18 protein-coding genes are annotated in these 15,842 nt (G+C 66.3%); 12 read left to right on the top strand and 6 right to left on the bottom strand.

Annotated features, from left to right (window positions below):
- Window positions 1–2: 2 nt before the first annotated feature.
- The 3 genes from D6M19_RS09300 to D6M19_RS09290 all read left to right on the top strand — a co-directional run bounded on the left by D6M19_RS09300 (window position 3) and on the right by D6M19_RS09290 (window position 2,179).
- Window positions 3–950, top strand: coding sequence for a hypothetical protein (locus D6M19_RS09300; RefSeq protein ID WP_123024914.1), 948 nt, complete (start codon window positions 3–5; stop codon window positions 948–950).
- A 49-nt stretch (window positions 951–999) separates the two neighbouring features.
- Window positions 1,000–1,497 (top strand): RICIN domain-containing protein, encoded by a 498-nt coding sequence (locus tag D6M19_RS09295; protein ID WP_123024913.1) that lies wholly within the window; start codon window positions 1,000–1,002, stop codon window positions 1,495–1,497.
- A gap of 67 nt (window positions 1,498–1,564) precedes the next feature.
- A complete protein-coding gene (locus tag D6M19_RS09290; protein ID WP_123024912.1) occupies window positions 1,565–2,179 on the top strand; it encodes an FHA domain-containing protein in 615 nt (204 codons plus the stop codon).
- Window positions 2,180–2,192: 13 nt separating this feature from the next.
- Here D6M19_RS09290 and D6M19_RS09285 read toward each other — a convergent pair whose 3' ends face one another.
- Window positions 2,193–5,231: a serine/threonine-protein kinase gene (locus D6M19_RS09285; protein ID WP_123024911.1), complete on the bottom strand. Its 3,039-nt coding sequence runs from the start codon at window positions 5,229–5,231 to the stop codon at window positions 2,193–2,195.
- Window positions 5,232–5,360: 129 nt separating this feature from the next.
- On the opposite strand from D6M19_RS09285, the gene D6M19_RS09280 reads away from it, so the two are divergent.
- The 5 genes from D6M19_RS09280 to D6M19_RS09260 all read left to right on the top strand — a co-directional run bounded on the left by D6M19_RS09280 (window position 5,361) and on the right by D6M19_RS09260 (window position 9,636).
- Window positions 5,361–5,816, top strand: coding sequence for a PPOX class F420-dependent oxidoreductase (locus D6M19_RS09280; protein ID WP_123024910.1), 456 nt, complete (start codon window positions 5,361–5,363; stop codon window positions 5,814–5,816).
- A 208-nt stretch (window positions 5,817–6,024) separates the two neighbouring features.
- On the top strand, window positions 6,025–7,260 hold the full coding sequence (locus D6M19_RS09275) for an MMP alpha-(1->4)-mannosyltransferase (protein ID WP_123024909.1): 1,236 nt from the start codon (window positions 6,025–6,027) through the stop codon (window positions 7,258–7,260).
- Window positions 7,254–7,985, top strand: coding sequence for a class I SAM-dependent methyltransferase (locus tag D6M19_RS09270; RefSeq protein WP_123024908.1), 732 nt, complete (start codon window positions 7,254–7,256; stop codon window positions 7,983–7,985). The genes D6M19_RS09275 and D6M19_RS09270 overlap by 7 nt, the downstream gene beginning before the upstream one ends.
- Window positions 7,972–9,042, top strand: a complete 1,071-nt coding sequence (locus tag D6M19_RS09265) for an MMP endo-(1,4)-3-O-methyl-alpha-D-mannosidase (protein WP_123024907.1) — start codon at window positions 7,972–7,974, stop codon at window positions 9,040–9,042. Before D6M19_RS09270 ends, D6M19_RS09265 begins: the two co-directional genes overlap by 14 nt.
- Before the next feature lie 81 nt (window positions 9,043–9,123).
- Window positions 9,124–9,636, top strand: coding sequence for a hypothetical protein (locus tag D6M19_RS09260; RefSeq protein WP_123024906.1), 513 nt, complete (start codon window positions 9,124–9,126; stop codon window positions 9,634–9,636).
- A 4-nt stretch (window positions 9,637–9,640) separates the two neighbouring features.
- On the opposite strand, the gene D6M19_RS09255 is transcribed toward D6M19_RS09260, so the two are convergent.
- Entirely contained in the window at window positions 9,641–10,336 is a 696-nt protein-coding gene (locus D6M19_RS09255; RefSeq protein WP_123024905.1) for a class I SAM-dependent methyltransferase, read from the bottom strand.
- A gap of 53 nt (window positions 10,337–10,389) precedes the next feature.
- Between D6M19_RS09255 and D6M19_RS09250 the strand changes: the two genes are divergently transcribed.
- Window positions 10,390–10,959, top strand: coding sequence for a TetR/AcrR family transcriptional regulator (locus tag D6M19_RS09250; protein WP_123024904.1), 570 nt, complete (start codon window positions 10,390–10,392; stop codon window positions 10,957–10,959).
- Here the strand turns inward: D6M19_RS09250 and D6M19_RS09245 are convergent.
- Window positions 10,956–11,573: a TetR/AcrR family transcriptional regulator gene (locus D6M19_RS09245; protein WP_123025041.1), complete on the bottom strand. Its 618-nt coding sequence runs from the start codon at window positions 11,571–11,573 to the stop codon at window positions 10,956–10,958. The two genes, D6M19_RS09250 and D6M19_RS09245, sit on opposite strands and share 4 nt — an antisense overlap.
- Before the next feature lie 121 nt (window positions 11,574–11,694).
- Between D6M19_RS09245 and D6M19_RS09240 the strand changes: the two genes are divergently transcribed.
- Together D6M19_RS09240 and D6M19_RS09235 are read left to right on the top strand one after the other, a co-directional pair.
- Window positions 11,695–13,035, top strand: coding sequence for a cytochrome P450 (locus D6M19_RS09240; protein ID WP_123024903.1), 1,341 nt, complete (start codon window positions 11,695–11,697; stop codon window positions 13,033–13,035).
- A 28-nt stretch (window positions 13,036–13,063) separates the two neighbouring features.
- The gene (locus D6M19_RS09235; RefSeq protein ID WP_123025040.1) at window positions 13,064–13,495 is read left to right on the top strand and encodes a YiiD C-terminal domain-containing protein; all 432 of its coding nucleotides are present in this window, start codon (window positions 13,064–13,066) and stop codon (window positions 13,493–13,495) included.
- On the opposite strand, the gene D6M19_RS09230 is transcribed toward D6M19_RS09235, so the two are convergent.
- The 3 genes from D6M19_RS09230 to msrB form a co-directional block, all read right to left on the bottom strand.
- Window positions 13,492–14,202, bottom strand: a complete 711-nt coding sequence (locus D6M19_RS09230; protein ID WP_123024902.1) for a hypothetical protein — start codon at window positions 14,200–14,202, stop codon at window positions 13,492–13,494. The two genes, D6M19_RS09235 and D6M19_RS09230, sit on opposite strands and share 4 nt — an antisense overlap.
- A gap of 143 nt (window positions 14,203–14,345) precedes the next feature.
- Window positions 14,346–14,861: a peptide-methionine (S)-S-oxide reductase MsrA gene (gene msrA, locus D6M19_RS09225; protein WP_123024901.1), complete on the bottom strand. Its 516-nt coding sequence runs from the start codon at window positions 14,859–14,861 to the stop codon at window positions 14,346–14,348.
- Window positions 14,858–15,319, bottom strand: coding sequence for a peptide-methionine (R)-S-oxide reductase MsrB (msrB, locus tag D6M19_RS09220; RefSeq protein ID WP_123024900.1), 462 nt, complete (start codon window positions 15,317–15,319; stop codon window positions 14,858–14,860). The genes msrA and msrB overlap by 4 nt, the downstream gene beginning before the upstream one ends.
- A gap of 62 nt (window positions 15,320–15,381) precedes the next feature.
- On the opposite strand from msrB, the gene D6M19_RS09215 reads away from it, so the two are divergent.
- A complete protein-coding gene (locus tag D6M19_RS09215; RefSeq protein ID WP_123024899.1) occupies window positions 15,382–15,777 on the top strand; it encodes a hypothetical protein in 396 nt (131 codons plus the stop codon).
- The last annotated feature ends 65 nt before the right edge of the window (window positions 15,778–15,842 follow it).

Below are 15,842 nucleotides of genomic sequence, written 5' to 3'. Positions count from 1 at the left end.
TCATGCTTGCCACAGATCACACAGTGCGGATGCGTCCCGTCGCCGGCATCGACGCCGAGACGGTGCGCGTGCGCCCTGTAGAGCTGCGATCGAACCCCGCTGTGCCGGTGAAGCCCGCCAAGTCGTTGCCGCCTGCCATCAGTGCCATGGACGCGAAGACGGTGCGGCACCGGATCATCGACGTGGCGGTCAAGCCGCTGCCGAGCGCAATCGCCGACCGGATACCCCGCACCGTTGCGCACCGGCCGAGCAAGTGGCTCGCGGCGCGAGTGATGCTGGTGCTGGTGCTGGCGTCGATGCCGATCCTCGGGATCTCGGTCGACGTCTTCGGGCTGGTCTCACAGAGCACCACGTCGATCGTGGTCATCGCCCTGTGCGCGGTGTTGGGGGCGATCATCACGTTCGCGCCGCACCGCATCGACATGATCGTCGGGCGCGGTCTGATCGCAGGCATGGTCGCCTGCATCGTCTATGACGGAGCCCGCCTGTTCGCCGTACACGTGCTGGGACTGATGGGCGATTTCATCCCCGTGATGGGATCGTGGGTCACCGGCGAGCCGGACACCGCCGGCAGTGCGGCCGTCGGCTACGTGTGGCGCTACATCGGCGACGGTGGCGGCCTGGGTGTCGCGTTCTTCGTCGTCGCATTCGCGCTTGGCATCGACCGGTGGTCGAACACGCGGGCTGTGCTGGCCGCCGTGACCTTCGCCGTCTTCCCGACGTGGGCCGGGCTGATCGCAACGGTCGCGCTGGCTCCTCACGGTCAGGAGATGATGTTCCCCCTCAACACGGCCACGATCTCGATCACCTTGATCGGCCACCTGATCTTCGGCCTTGTACTCGGGCTCGCGTTCCTGAAGGCGCCGCGCGGAGGGGCCCATCGCGAATGGCCCTGGCCGCCGCTCCTCGAATCAGTCTCGGTCAAGCGTGTGCGGGGCAAGAGCTCGTGACGTATCTCGCGTCACGAATCCAATATCACCACCCCTGAAAGGAACCACCATGTCAATCAAGATCACACTCAAGAGAATGCTGGTCGCTGCTACGGCGCTAGCCGCCATGGCACTCACGTTGCCGGCCAGCGCCCATGCCGATACCCAAATCGTCCGACTTCAAGGCGGCGGCATCCGTTTCCTGGACGCACACGAGATCGCGGAGAAGGACTTCCAGGTCGTCACCCGACCGTTCCAGGGTTTCGACACCACCCAGCAGTGGAGGATCAACAATCTGGGCGGCGGCATCGCCACCATCCAGCAGGTCAGCAGTGGCCGTTTCCTCGATGCGCATGAGATCCCGGAACTCGACTTCCGCGTCGTCACGCGTCCGCAGCAGGACAACGACACACAGCGCTGGCGGATCCAGGACTTCGGCGGCGGCTTCCTCACCATTCAGCAGGTCAGCAGCGGCTTGTTCCTCGAGGCCACGCTGGACGGTGACTTCAACGTCGTCAACCGTCAGCCGGGCAGCGACCAACAGACGTGGCGAGTCGGCGACCCGTAAACATCGACGACGTGTTCGATACCGCGGACCTCCTATCTAAGTCAGAATTGGCTGGATAGGAGGTCACGTGTCTTCCCACCTGGAAGTCTGGAAACCGTCAGGACGAGAACTCGTCGCTCTGAGCGGGCCGCGGGTGACCCTCGGAAAGGCCCCCACCAACGCGGTATCACTCGAGCACGACCCGACCGTCTCTCGCCTGCACGCCATCCTGGAAAATCACGGCTCCGCCTGGTCGATTCGTGACGTGGGAAGCCGCAACGGGACATACATCAACGGCGAGAAGATCGACGCCGAACGGGTTCTGCGTTCCGGAGACGAGTTGCGACTTGGCAAGTGTCGACTGGTCTTTCAGCAGGCAAGGCAATCTGACGAATCGCTCGAAGAGGCGACGATCGTTCCCGACGCCGCCCAACTCCCGCCTCGGCTGACCCGTCGCGAAGTCGACGTGCTGATGGTGTTGTGCCGTCCGTTGGTGTCCGACGATCCTTTTCCCGAGCCCGCGTCCGTTCGCCGGATGGCAGGCGAGTTGTACGTGACCGAGGCCGCCGTCAAACAGCATCTACAGAACCTGTACGACAAGTTCTCGATCCCCACCGAGGGGGACCGTCGGGTCCGTCTGGCCAATGAGGCTCTCCGGCGCGGCGCCGTCACCATCGCGCAGCTGCGCGAAAGCGGAAGCTAGGCCGGCCGTCCGACTAGGTGAAGTCGAGGGCTTCCACGGTCGCGACCGCACTTTCATGTGTCGGCCGGTCCGCGCCGCCGATGCAGTAGATGGTCTCGCCCACCGCGGTCACCACCTGGCCGTGCACCGGAGTGTTGAGCGGCGCCAGCGTGGACCATTTGCGATTGCCGATGTCGTACATCTCGACGGTGGCCAGCACCCGCGTCGGTTCCTCGCCTCCGACGACGACGATCCGGCCGTCGACGACGGCGGCGCCGTAGCTCCCGCGCGGGGTCGGCATGTCCGGCAGGTTCTCCCAGTTGCCCGATACCGGGTCGAACCGCTGGAAGGCCGCCGAGTTCTCGTCGGCGGACAAATTTCGGCCGCCCACGGTGTAGACGTAGACCCCGTCGGACACCGCGGCAAGGTGTTCACGCGGCGTCGGCAGGTCGGCGGCCTGAGTCCAGGACTCGCCGTCGAAGATCTCGGTCGCTGCGACGAGCTTCTTGTCGTCCTGCCCGCCGACGACAACGAGCTTGTCGCCTACGACCGCTGACGCCGGTGCGGCCCGCGCGTGCAAAAGCGGCGGCAGCTCTTCCCATTTGCCTCCGCGGAAGGCGAACACCTTGTTCGACGCGTCCGCGAGGTTGTCGGTGGTGCCACCGATCACCACCATTTCGCCCCGATAGGCTGTCGCCGTCGCGTGGTGCAGCGGCTCCGGCAGCGGAGGCCGTTCCTGCCACGCTCCGGACCGGGTGTTGTAGCTCTGCACCGTTGGAAGCGTCTCGCCGTGGCGCATCCCGCCTGCGATCCAGATCTCGTCGCCGAGCACCGCCCACGCCATCATCAACCTCTCGGACGGCGCGTCCGGCAGGTTCCGCCATTCGGCTGCCGGCTGCGGTTTTCGCGCCCCCAGCTTCAACGATTCGGCGGCCGACGTGACCTGCCCATCGCCTGCACCGGTCGACCCGCCGATCGCATAGACGGTCCTTCCGACCCCGGCCACCGCCATGCCGTGGCGCGCAGTAGCCATGTCCGGCAAGCCATTCCACGACTGTGTCATCAGATCGAGAACGACCACGCTCTTGAGGACCTGGCCCGCCGACATGCCGCCCAACACCACCAGCCGTCCGTCGGCGTATGCCACGCCGAGGTCACTGCGTCGCCCTGGAAGTTCGGGCAGGCTGGTCCACGCGTCCGTCGCGGGGTCGTACGTCTCGACCGTCGCGACGTCCGATGTCCCTGTGCTTCCGCCGAGCACATAGACCAGCTTTCCGTCAGAGGCCGCGCCCAACATCTGCCGCGGGGTGGGGATGGGTGCGCCGAGTTTCCATGCGCCGCCGTCGAAGATCTCGGTGGTGTTCACCAGTTCGCCGCCCGAGCCCACCCCGCCGGTGACGATGATGCGGTCGCCCACCACGGCCGCCGCCGCTGCCGCTCGTGGCTGTAGCAGCGGAGGCAGCGCGGCCCAGCGACTGTTGACCACCCGCCACACCGCGTCCGTCGCGACCTGCGTGTTGGTTCCCTCGGTGCGCCAACCGCCGAGCACGACGGGGGTGTCCTGCCACGTCACCGACATCGCGTGCTGCACGGGCACGGGTAGGTCTTCACCGCTCTTCCAGCTGTCGATGGCGGGGTCGTAGCCCTCATGCCGCCCGCTGACCCGGCCATCGGCCGCCATCCCGCCGAACACCCAGATGGTGCCGTCGGCCTGGGTGGCCGCCACCCCGTCGCGGGCGACGCGCGCATCGGCGATCGGCTCCCAGGTGGTCTGCGCTTCGGCGGTCGGCTGAGTCGACGTCGGGGCCTGGCCACCACCGGTGTCGCGCGACGAGACGATGAAGACACCGCCCGCCACCAGCAGCAACGCCGCCGCTGCGGCGCCAACAGCGATCAGGATCTTCTTGGAACTTGTCTGCGTCCCGGGTTTGACGGTGGTCGTCCGGGGATCCGGCGAATCGGCAGGTGCCACCGGCTGCCATTTGAGGCTGGACTGGCTGACCGACGCGGTGTGGGCGAACATGTCCGGGGTCGGCGGCGGCAGCGGCGGCGGCAAGGAACCCGTCGATCCGCCCGCAGCGATCGAACCCTCCTCCAGCAGACCGGTCTGGCTGGACGGTTCCGACGGCGGCGGTGCTTGGCTGCCACCCGCATGCTCGGGCTGACCGGCGGGCTCGCTGAGCGCCATCTGATCCGGTGTCAGGCCGTTGTGCCGCTGCACGAACTGCAGTTCGCGGCCGAATTCCGCCGCCGATGCGTACCGGTCGACCGGCTCACGCGACAACGCCTTCTCGATCGCGGCACACACGTCGGCAGGGATTCCCTGCGGGCGCAGGTCGGGCACCGGGGTCGAGGTGATCCGCATGTAGTGCGCGATCAGATCCTCGTCTGCTTTGCGCTCATGCGGAGGACTCCCGGCGATCAGCGCGTACAGCGTGGCGCCGAGGGAATAGACGTCGGCCGCAACGGTCGGCGAACTCCCGGCGAGCACCTCGGGCGCCGTGTAGGAGAGGGTGCCCGTGAAGAAACCGGTCACAGTCTTGTACCCGCCCGCGATGCGCGCGGTGCCGAAGTCGCTCAGTTGCGGTTCGCCGTAATCGTTCACGAGCACATTCGCGGGCTTGATATCCCGGTGTAGCGTGCCCGTTCGATGCGCGGTCTCCAGTGCCCCGCACAACTTCACCCCGAAGCGCAGTGCGTCGGGCCACGAGATACGCCCCTCCCTTCGCATCCGGTCTGCGAGGGAACCCATTGTGCTCAACGGCATTACGATGAACGGCCGACTACTCTCGGTCAGGCCGACCTGCAGGATGTTGGCGATGTTGGGATGCCCCGAAAGCGCTCCCATCGCGTAGCCCTCACGCAGAAAGCGCTCGCGGTCGTCGTCGTCGAGATCAGAGGCAAGCACCTTGATGGCGACACTTCGCCCGAGCGATTTCTGGTAGCACCGAAACACGACGCCTCCGCCGCCACGGCCGACTTCGACCGCGTCGGTGAACCCGGCGCCCGCCAACTCGGCGGCTATTCCGCCCGATCGCGATGCTGGGGCGCCCCCTTGGGGTCCTTCCGCCATGGTGTCGATCGTCCTCCGATGGGATGGGAGATGATTCGTAATGAGTAAAGGTACCGAGCAAATACCCGCATGGCGTTGCATTGGCCGTCGTCGGCGGGGTAAATCCACGGCGCTGGCTAGGCTTGCCGGGTGGCAAGAAAATACGCCACCGCCGATGCGGTTGGTCTACCCGAACTGCTCGCTTTCGTCCGGCCGCGACATCGGATGGTGCTCACCACCTTCAGGGCTGACGGGACGCTGCAGAGCTCGCCGGTGACCGCAGGCGTCGACGACGACGGCCGAATAGTCATCGCCAGCTACCCGAAGCGGGCCAAGTCCGCCAATATCCGCCGCACCCCGCGCGCCAGCGTGACCGTGCTGTCGGACGAATTCAACGGGCCCTACGTCCAGGTCGACGGTGACGCCGAAGTCGTCGATCTGCCCGACGCCGTCGATCCGCTCGTCGACTACTTCCGGGCGATATCGGGCGAGCATCCCGACTGGGATGAGTACCGGCAGGCGATGGTCGACCAGGGTAAGTGCCTGATCCGGATCACCCCGCGGCGCTGGGGTCCGGTCGCCACGGGCGGCTTCCCGCCTCCCTAGCCGATCGGGCTGGACGCGCCCGTTGGCTCTTACTGTGGTAGTCAGACAGGGTGGCCGCGTTGCGTCAGATAGACTGTCAAACTATAGTCTGGACACATGTCCAGTGGCCTGTCTCGGTTTCGGACCGCAGGTCAAGAGGGTAATCAGGCAGTGTTCGTCGACTCCCGCGCAAGCGCTCGTCGGCCCTGAAGTCCGGAGAGAACTGAGTATGCGCGTTGCCCTGCTGTCCTACCGAAGCAAGACGCACTGCGGTGGGCAAGGCGTCTACATCCGCCACCTGAGCCGCGGTCTGGTCGAGCTCGGCCACGACGTCGAGGTGTTCTCCGGCCAGCCGTACCCCGACGGGCTGGACCCCCGGGTGACCCTGACCAAGGTGCCCAGCCTCGACCTGTACCGCGAGCCCGACCCCTTCCGCATCCCGTGGCCGAACGAGATCAAGACCCGCATCGACCTGCTCGAGCTGCTGACGACGTGGACGGCCGGCTTTCCCGAGCCGCGGACGTTCAGCCTGCGCGCCGCGAGGGTGCTGGCCGAGCGCCTTGCCGACTTCGACGTGGTGCACGACAACCAATGCCTGGGCACCGGCCTGCTGAAGATCGCCGAGCTGGGGCTGCCGGTGGTGGCGACGGTGCATCATCCGATCACCCGCGACCGCGTGCTCGACGTGGCCGCGGCGCCATGGTGGCGCAAGCCCCTGGTGCGCCGCTGGTACGGCTTCGCGGAAATGCAGAAGGACGTCGCGCACCAGATCCCCGAACTGCTGACCGTCTCGTCGACATCGGCCGCCGACATCGCCGAGGACTTCGCGGTGTCTGCCGATCAACTGCACGTCGTTCCGCTCGGCGTCGACACTGCGTTGTTCAAACCCGCCGAAGAGCGCGTGCGCAACCGCATCATCGCGATCGCGAGCGCCGACGTCCCGCTCAAGGGTGTGAGCCATCTGCTGCATGCGGTGGCGCGCCTGCGGGTGGAGCGCGATCTCGAACTGCAGCTCGTCGCCAAGCTGGAGCCGAACGGCCCGACCGAGAAGCTGATCGCCGAGCTGGGCATCTCCGACATCGTGCACAGCTCCAACGGCCTGTCCGACTCCGAGCTCGCCGACCTCCTGGCGTCTGCCGAAGTCGCCTGCATCCCTTCGCTTTACGAAGGTTTCTCGCTGCCGGCGGTCGAGGCGATGGCCAGCGGGACACCTATTGTGGCCAGCCGGGCGGGCGCGCTGCCCGAGGTGGTCGGATCCGACGGCGAGTGTGCGCGGCTGGTCAGGCCCGCCGACGTGGACGAACTGACCGCGGTGCTCGGCGACCTGCTCGATTCGCCGCTTGAGCTGCGCCGCCTCGGCGCGAACGGCCGGCAGCGCGCGCTTGACGTATTCAGCTGGGAATCCGTTGCGGCACAGACGGTGGCGGTCTACGAGAAGGCTCGTGCGCGGGTGGGTCAATGCTGACCGTCGACTTCGACCGGCTGGCGATCGGCGCGGGCACGAAGGTGATCGATGTCGGCTGCGGCGCAGGCAGGCATTCGTTCGAGGCGTTCCGGCGGGGCGCAGACGTCATCGCGTTCGACCAGAGCGCGTCGGATCTGAATGACGTCGAAGAGATCCTGCAGGCGATGAAGGACCAGGGCGAGGTGCCCGCTTCGGCGAAGGCCGAAGCCGTCAAGGGCGATGCGCTGGACCTGCCCTTCGCCGACGGCACCTTCGACTGTGTCATCGCATCGGAGATCCTCGAGCACGTCCCCGAAGATCATCGGGCGATCTCCGAACTCGTCCGCGTCCTCAAACCGGGTGGCGCGCTTGCCATCACGGTGCCCCGGTGGCTCCCCGAACGGGTGTGCTGGGCACTGTCTGACGAGTACCACGCCAACGAGGGCGGCCACATCAGGATCTACCGGGCCGACGAACTGCGCGGCAAGGTGGTTGCCCACGGCCTGCGGATGACCCACAGCCATCACGCGCACGCCCTGCACTCGCCGTTCTGGTGGCTGAAATGCGCTGTCGGCACCTCGAATTCGGACCATCCCCTGGTGGCGGCCTACCACAGGCTGTTGGTGTGGGACATGGTCAGCCGGCCGTGGCTGACCAGGACGGCCGAGTCTTTGCTCAACCCGCTGATCGGCAAGAGCGTCGCGTTGTACTTCCGCAAACCGGAGGTGTCGCGTGCCGGCACCTGACGTTCCCGGCGTGCCCGGTGTCCTGACGCCCGCGCAGTGTCGGCAGACCGCGAAGTCGATCGCCGACACCCAGGAGCCTTCCGGCGCCATCCCGTGGTCCGAAGGCGGCCATACCGATCCGTGGGATCACGTCGAGAACGCGATGGCGCTGACGGCAGCCGGGCTGATGGAATCCGCGCGTGCGGCCTTCGAATGGTGTCGGAGCACCCAGCGCGCCGACGGATCGTGGCCGATCCAGTTGCGCGCCGGCGTCGTCGAGGATGCCAACAGCGACAGCAACTTCTGCGCCTATGTCGCGACCGGCGTCTGGCATCACGTGCTGAGCACCGACGACCGTCGGTTCGCCGAGGAGATGTGGCCCGTGGTCAGCAGGGCCGTCGACTTCGTCATCGACCTGCAGCGCCCGAGCGGCGAGATCGTCTGGGCCGCAAGCGCCTCCGGTCCCGAGCCGGACGCACTGCTGACCGGGTGCGCGAGCATCTACCACAGCCTGCGATGCGCGCTGGCGCTCGCGGACTACTTCGACGACCCGCAGCCCGAGTGGGAGGTAGCCGTCGGCCAGCTCGGCCACGCGATCGCCCACCACCCCGACCTGTTCGTCTCCAAGGACCGGTGGTCCATGGAGTGGTACTACCCGGTGCTGGGTGGCGCGCTGCGCGGTACGGCGGCCCGGTCCCGCATCGACGAACGGTGGGACGACTTCGTCGTCCCCGGTCTGGGGATCCGGTGTGTCGACGACCGGCCGTGGGTGACCGGTGCCGAAACATGCGAGCTGGTCATGGCTTTGGATGCCATCGGCCAGACCGCGCGGGCCCGCGAGCAATTCGCGGCCATGCATCACCTGCGGGAAGAGGACGGCTCGTACTGGACCGGGCTCGTCTTCGCCGACGGCAAGCGCTGGCCGGAGGAGCGCACCACATGGACGGGCGGTGCGATGATCCTCGCCGCCGACGCGCTGTCGCGTACCACGCCCGCCAACGGCATCTTCCGCGGACTGGACCTGCCGCGCGGCCTTGTCGGCGAGTTCGACTGCGAGTGCGCGACCACCGGTCGCTGACGCGCGCGAAAGTTGTTACAGGACAATAGCTTCTAGCCTGATCCCGTAATTCGATTGCCGCGGTCTCCCGGATGTGTTGCGATGCTGCTCATGGAGGTGGTGTTCAGGCGGCTCAACGACCGGCAATACGCAATCGGACTGATCCGCGATGGAGCCCGCGATGTCGGCCGCGATGTCGCGATGAGAGTTGCTCCCGGCGACGCTGACGTGCCGCACGACCTTGTGCATTTCATCGTCGAGGAGCAGGCCGAGTTGACGCTCGGAATCTTTGGCCAGTGCGCGGCCGGCGGCGATGTCGGCGGGTTCTTCCGTGCCTCAGGTGGCAAGCGGGGTAAGGCTCGCCAGCTCAAGCGATCTCGTCGGCTGGGCGGGGCTGGAAGATCGGACGTTGGGAGATCCGAGCAGTTGGCCGGCCTAGCGCGAGACGGCACGATCTCACCCGACGTCGATCTGGGCGCGGTCTCGGCGACGTTGAGGGAGTCGATCAACAGGCGGCTCAGCGAGGTCATCGAGCAATGGAACAGGGTTCCCGTTGGCGGCGACCTCGTGCTGCGCTGGCCAACGCATCTGACGATTCGACGCGGTCAGCTGTAGTCGCCTAGAGCGCTTCGCCCGGAGTCCCCGAGACGCGCTCTAACACCCGCATCGAGCCGATACTCGACACCTCGCGGAAGGCGCCGGACGCGAGCGCGCGCTGGTAGATGTGAAACGGGGCCTGGCCGCCGTCGTCGGGATTGGGGAAGACGTCGTGGATCACCAACGCGCCGCCGACGTCGACCCATCTGGCCCAGCCGTCGAAATCGCGCTGCGCGGCCTCCTCGGTGTGCCCGCCGTCAATGAACAACAGCCGCAACGGCGTTCGCCAGCCGCGGGCTACCACGACCGACTTGCCGACCACCGCGACGACGTGCTCGTCGAGGTCGGCGGAGTCCAGGGCGCGGCGAAGTGACGGCAGTGTGTCGAACCGTCCGCTGACCGGGTCGACCAGTGAGGTGTCGTGGTACTCCCAGCCGGCCTGATGTTCTTCGGACCCGTGATGGTGGTCCACGGTGTAGAGGACGCCACCGCTCTGCTGCGCCGCGGCGCCCAGCATCAGGGTGGACTTGCCGCAGTAGGTGCCGATCTCCACGCCGACGCCGTCGCGGAGATAACCGACCGCGGCGTCGTACAGCGCGCGTCCCTCGTCGGCAGGCATGAAGCCGGTGACCTGATCGGCGAGTGCGAACAGTCGCGCGGCCGACGCGGGCAAGGACTTGCTCCCGTCTGCGGGCGATGCGGTGTCGGTGTTGCTCATCGCGTCCAACCTACCGTTGCTGGTAGCGGGTGGTTGTAGTAGCGTCCGGACACGTGTCCGATACGGCTCTGGAGTCGACCAGACGCCGTCTGACCGCCAAGCAGGCCGATACCGTCGATCGCCTCGGCCGGGCCGCAGTCGAGATCCTGACCAGGGACGGCTTTTCCGACCTGACCGTCCGGCGGGTCGCCGCCGAGGCCGGCGTCGGCGCGGCGACGGCATACACCTACTTCTCGTCGAAGGAACATCTTGTCGCCGAGGTGTTCTGGCGCAAGCTGGCAACCGCCTCGCCTGCGCTGCATGATTCCGACGACGCGGCAGGCCGGGTGATCGACGTGCTGCGGCACATCGCACTGCTGGTGGCCGACGAGCCGCAATTCGCCGGTGCGGTCACCAGCGCACTGCTCGGCAGCGACCCCGATGTCGAGGTGCTGCGGCTGCGAATCGGCCGCGATATCCACGATCGGCTGGTGGCCGCGCTCGGACCCGACCGCGATCCGGACGTGATCGAGAGCCTCGAGCTGTTGTACGCAGGCGCACTGGTGCGGGCAGGCATGGGGTACGGGTCCTACTCCGATATCGCCGACCGGCTGGAGAAGTCGGCCCGCTTGATATTGGGTTAGTCGGCGCGCCCCGCGCCTAGGACGGCGATCGATGCCGCCACCGCGGTGGCGACGATGTCGCGGACATCGGCGCCGTCTTCCACCGTCAGCGCGCTCAGTTCGCGCAGACCGCCGAACAGCACGACGGCCATCTGCGGAGCGATCGGCGCGATATGTGCACGACGGAAACCGGGGTTGCGGCTGATGTCGACGAACATGTCGACGATGGCCATCATGCCGTGCCGCTGCAGAGTGCGTACATCGTGGCCAAGCGCCGGAAGTTCGCGAATCCAGCTGAGCGTGATCGCAGGCCGCCCCTCGATGTGGGCCACCCACGCGTCGACCGCCTGTCTGATCTGGACCTGCCAGTCAGCTTCCGGTTCCACCGCCTCGAGGATGCGGGCGATCATCTCCCGGTTGCCGTGTGCGAGAAGCTCGATGAAGCACTCCTCCTTGCTGGAGTACTGGCTGTAGAAGGTGCGCTTCGAGGTGCGGGCGTGCCGGACGATGTCGGCGACGGTGGTTTCGCGATAGCCGCGCTCACCGATCGACGCGGCAAGGCCGTCGAGTAGTCGCTGGCGGAACGGACTCGGCGCATCGTCGGCGACGACAGGCCAATCCTCGGCGACGGTCACGGCCACTCATCCTTCCGGACTTGAAGATGTATAGCTTGTCACAACACGGTACCGCAGAGTACCGTTCTGAAAAACGACACGGTACGAAGCGGTACCACAGACAGGGTTGGAGTGATGCGCCATGACCGAGACAGCCGCCGTCGACGCGGACACGCCCTCGTCGGACCACCGGGGAAAGCGTCCGCCCGAGCCGCGGCTGCCAAAGGTCGTGCAGGGCGTCGCCTTCGCCGCGTTTCGCCGCAAGACGATGCGAGAAGGTGCCAAGCGGTTCGGGCAGGTGTTCGCCATCAACATCCCGTTCTTCGGTCGCACCGTAGTCGTCTCCGACCCTGAGCTCGTGCGGTCGGTGTTCATGGCGAGCACCGACGACCTGATCAATGTCCAGCCGAACCTCAGCCGCATCTTCGGCCCAGGATCGGTGTTCGCTCTCGACGGCAAGGCGCATCGGAACAGGCGCAAGCTGCTCGCTCCGCCCTTCCACGGCCAGAGCATCAAGAACTACGAGAAGGTCATCGAAGAGGAGACACTGCGCGAAAGCGCAACCTGGCCCGAGGGCAACGAGTTTCGCACGCTCGAGCCGATGAACCGGATCACGCTGAACGTCATCCTGCGGACCGTGTTCGGCGCCGACGGAGAAGAGCTCGACATCCTGCGCGAGATCATCCCGCCGTGGGTCAAGCTGGGATCGCGAATGGCCACCGTGCCCGAGCCGCCATTCCGCACGGGCCGCCGAAGCCCGTGGGGCAAGCTGGAGGCCTTCCGCCGGGAGTTTGACCGCGTGGTGTTCGCATTGATCGACAAGGCCGAAGCGGATCCGAATCTCGATGAGCGGTCCGACATTCTGGCGCTGCTGCTGCGCAGCCGGTACGAGGACGGCACCGCCATGTCACGGCAGGACGTCTCCGACGAGCTGCTCACCCTGCTCGGTGCGGGGCATGAAACCACGGCATCCTCGTTGGGGTGGGCCTTCGAGCGGCTGCGTCGCCACCCCGATGTCCTGGCCGAACTGGTCAAGGAGGTCGACGAGGGTGGCACCGATTTCCGGCAGGCCACCATCCTCGAACTTCAGCGGGCACGAACGGTGATCGATTTCGCGGGCCGCCACGTCAAGGCGGCGAAATTCGACCTGGGCGAATGGGAGATCCCGCACGGCCACTCGATTCTCGTCAGCATCGCCGATCTGCATGAGAACGCCGACATCTTCCCAGAGCCAGAGCGGTTCGATCCGCACCGCTTCGTCGACGACAAGCCCCCGACCTTCGCCTGGCTGCCGTTCGGCGGCGGCACGCGCCGCTGCATCGGGGCCGCGTTTGCGAACACCGAGATGGACGTCGTGCTGCGGACTGTGTTGGCCCACTTCCGAATCGAGACCGATGACGCCCCCGCCGAGAAAGCCCACCACCGCGGCGTCGCGTATACGCCCAAGGACGGCGGGCGCGTCGTGGTGAGCCGCCGCAAGTAGTGTCACCGGGGTGAGCAACCTCGTCGACATGATGAACGGCGCGATGGCGTCGACCATCCCGCCGGTGCACAAAATGGGTGTCAGGGTGGTCGAGGCGCGCCGCGGCCACGCCGTCGCATCGGTGCCGTTGGAGGGCAACGGTAACCACTTCGGGGTGATATACGCCGGGGTGCAGTTCACCGTCGCCGAGATGCTCGGCGGCGTCATCGCCATCGCCACGTTCGACTCCGCCAAGTACTACCCGCTGGTGAAGAACGTCGACATCAAGTTCACCGGGATGGCCCGCACCGACCTACTCGCGCATGCGAGCCTCGACGAGGACGAGATCGCGCGCGTCGAGGCAGAGGCCGCCGAGAAGGGTAAGGCCGACTTCGTCCTGGACGCTGTGGTCTGCGACGATGCCGGCCAAACCGTTTCGATCACCCACGGGCTCTATCAGCTACGAGCCCACGGGGTTTAGAAGAACTGCGTGGTCTGCGTACTTGTTCCGTTGTCGCACGTGACGTTGATGTTCCAGTTGTCCAACTTCGGGATGGCGGGGACGATCTTGAGATCGGTTGAGGAGTTCGCCTCCAACCGGAAGGTGCGGGTGAATCCGTCCGCGTCATAGGTGCACTGGGAGGTGACGCCGCTGCGGTCGGTGATGTGGACGTTCAGCCCACCGATGATGGGATCGAAGGACACCGTCGGGCCCTCCTTGGGCTTCTCAGGTGCCGCTTCCTTGATGCACTTGAGGGGCGCCGCCGTACTCCACTCACCGCCTGATTGCACAATCGGCGACGTGTTGGAGATTCTGCCCCGCGCGATTCCATCGTCACCGACAGCGCCGGCATAGGTCTCAGTGGCGGGTGGCGGTCCCGGCATGGATACAGAAAGGCTGATGAACTTATTCGCGTCCACGAAACCGCTGATGGGGACCGTGAGGTTGTTCGCAGTCGCCGAGGTGTTGACGCTCGGTCCGTCCCCGTTGAACGTGACTATGGTCTTCCCGTTGGCGACGATGCCGGTGGGACCCGCGAAGCCCCATTGCAGACAGGCCGGCGGAGCCAACGGGGCGGGCGGGAGCGCGTGGGCGGGAACCGGCACGGCGACCAGTCCGCAGGCGAGCAGGCCCGCGGCAGCGGCCGCCGGGAACGTCGATCGCTCACGCAAGTCAAGGTTAAGCATGGGACTGCCCTCCTACCGGCCTGCTTCGCGGTTGAAGTACATGCCGTTGGCGGGACCCTACTGCGGGATCTCCACCATAGAAATAGGGTGTTTCCCTACGCTCTGAGCAGCGTTGGCTGTTTGCCAGCCAACGCTGTCAATGGTCACGCCTCTTGCGTCGCCCGCTTCGGCAGCTTCCAGTCCGGCCGAGGAAAGTGGCACGTGTAGCCCCACGGCAGGCGCTCCAGGTAGTCCTGGTGCTCGGGCTCGGCCTCCCAGAAGTCGCTCGCGGGAGTGACTTCGGTGACGACCTTGCCCGGCCACAGCCCGGAGGCCTCGACGTCGGCGATGGTGTCAAGCGCGACGCGCTTCTGCTCCTCGTCGGTGTAGAAGATCGCGGAGCGGTAGCTGCTGCCGACGTCGTTGCCCTGCCGGTTCTTCGTCGTCGGATCGTGGATCTGGAAGAAGAACTCCAGCAGCGCCCGGTAGTCGGTCTGCGCGGGGTCGTAGGTGATCTCGATCGCCTCGGCATGCCCCGGGTGGTTGCGGTAGGTGGCATTCGCGTTCTCGCCACCGGTGTACCCGACCCGGGTCGAGACGACGCCTGGCTGCTTGCGGATCAGGTCCTGCATGCCCCAGAAGCAGCCGCCCGCCAGGATCGCCTTCTGATAGTCGCTCATTCCTGTGCTTCCTCCGTCGTGAACAGCTTCTTGTACTCGCCGTAACCTTGCGCCTCGAGGTCGTCGAGGTGGATGAACCTCAGCGAAGCCGAGTTGATGCAGTACCGCAACCCGCCCTCGTCCTTCGGGCCGTCGGTGAACACGTGGCCCAGGTGGCTGTCACCGTGCGCCGAGCGCACCTCGGTGCGGATCATCAGGTGCGAGAAGTCGCGCTTCTCGAGCACGTTTTCGCGCTCGATCGGTTTGGTGAAGCTCGGCCAACCGCTGCCGCTTTCGAACTTGTCGACCGATGCGAACAGGGGCTCGCCCGAGACGACGTCGACATAGATTCCGGGCTCGTGGTTGTCCCAGTACTCGCCGGTGAACGGCCGCTCGGTGCCGTTCTTCTGCGTGACGTGATACTGCTCCGGTGACAAGGCACCGACCGCTTCGGGATTCTTGTGAAAGGTGGGTTTCATGGCGTTACTACAACGGTATACGTATCTCGATTAATCCAGGTCAGCGCAGTTACCGTGGACACATGCGGACAGTGTTGGCGATGGTTTCGAGTCTGGTTCTATTGGCGATCACCGGTCCTTTTGCGTCGGCCGAGTCGACCGCACCGCCAGAGGTGCCACCGGGCGGCGTCGTGTTCATCGACAATCCGACGATCGTCGATTCGCACCCGATGCAGGTGGAGTCGTGGAGTCGCGCGGCCGCCGACAACGCGGTGAACGTGAACTTCACCTCGGGCACAGACACCTGCTACGGCGTGCACGCGACCGTGCAGGAAACAGAGCAGACGGTCACCGTCGACCTGCATGGCGGCACCCTGCCCGAGGCGACGGGCCGGGCGTGCATCATGATCGCGCTGTTCGGCACGCTCGAGGTGCCGCTGCAGGCGCCGCTCGGCGACCGCCAGGTGCTCAGCGCCTGATACCCCCGGCGAGCAGACGCAAAGTGCCCCAAAAGCACCCCGAGATGGGGACTTTTGCGTCTGCT

The organism is Mycolicibacterium stellerae (genome assembly GCF_003719305.1).
In the GTDB taxonomy this organism is placed as follows: domain Bacteria; phylum Actinomycetota; class Actinomycetes; order Mycobacteriales; family Mycobacteriaceae; genus Mycobacterium; species Mycobacterium stellerae.
This window is presented reverse-complemented; position numbering and strand designations above follow the sequence as displayed.

Coding starts and splice junctions, on each gene's coding strand:
- D6M19_RS09235 (WP_123025040.1), top strand. CDS start 13,064: ATGATGAACGGCGCGATGGCGTCGACCATCCCGCCGGTGCACAAAATG.
- D6M19_RS09295 (WP_123024913.1), top strand. CDS start 1,000: ATGTCAATCAAGATCACACTCAAGAGAATGCTGGTCGCTGCTACGGCG.
- D6M19_RS09230 (WP_123024902.1), bottom strand. CDS start 14,202: ATGCTTAACCTTGACTTGCGTGAGCGATCGACGTTCCCGGCGGCCGCT.
- D6M19_RS09215 (WP_123024899.1), top strand. CDS start 15,382: ATGCGGACAGTGTTGGCGATGGTTTCGAGTCTGGTTCTATTGGCGATC.
- D6M19_RS09285 (WP_123024911.1), bottom strand. CDS start 5,231: ATGGCGGAAGGACCCCAAGGGGGCGCCCCAGCATCGCGATCGGGCGGA.
- D6M19_RS09260 (WP_123024906.1), top strand. CDS start 9,124: ATGCTGCTCATGGAGGTGGTGTTCAGGCGGCTCAACGACCGGCAATAC.
- D6M19_RS09255 (WP_123024905.1), bottom strand. CDS start 10,336: ATGAGCAACACCGACACCGCATCGCCCGCAGACGGGAGCAAGTCCTTG.
- D6M19_RS09270 (WP_123024908.1), top strand. CDS start 7,254: ATGCTGACCGTCGACTTCGACCGGCTGGCGATCGGCGCGGGCACGAAG.
- D6M19_RS09275 (WP_123024909.1), top strand. CDS start 6,025: ATGCGCGTTGCCCTGCTGTCCTACCGAAGCAAGACGCACTGCGGTGGG.
- D6M19_RS09240 (WP_123024903.1), top strand. CDS start 11,695: ATGACCGAGACAGCCGCCGTCGACGCGGACACGCCCTCGTCGGACCAC.
- msrB (WP_123024900.1), bottom strand. CDS start 15,319: ATGAAACCCACCTTTCACAAGAATCCCGAAGCGGTCGGTGCCTTGTCA.
- D6M19_RS09300 (WP_123024914.1), top strand. CDS start 3: ATGCTTGCCACAGATCACACAGTGCGGATGCGTCCCGTCGCCGGCATC.
- msrA (WP_123024901.1), bottom strand. CDS start 14,861: ATGAGCGACTATCAGAAGGCGATCCTGGCGGGCGGCTGCTTCTGGGGC.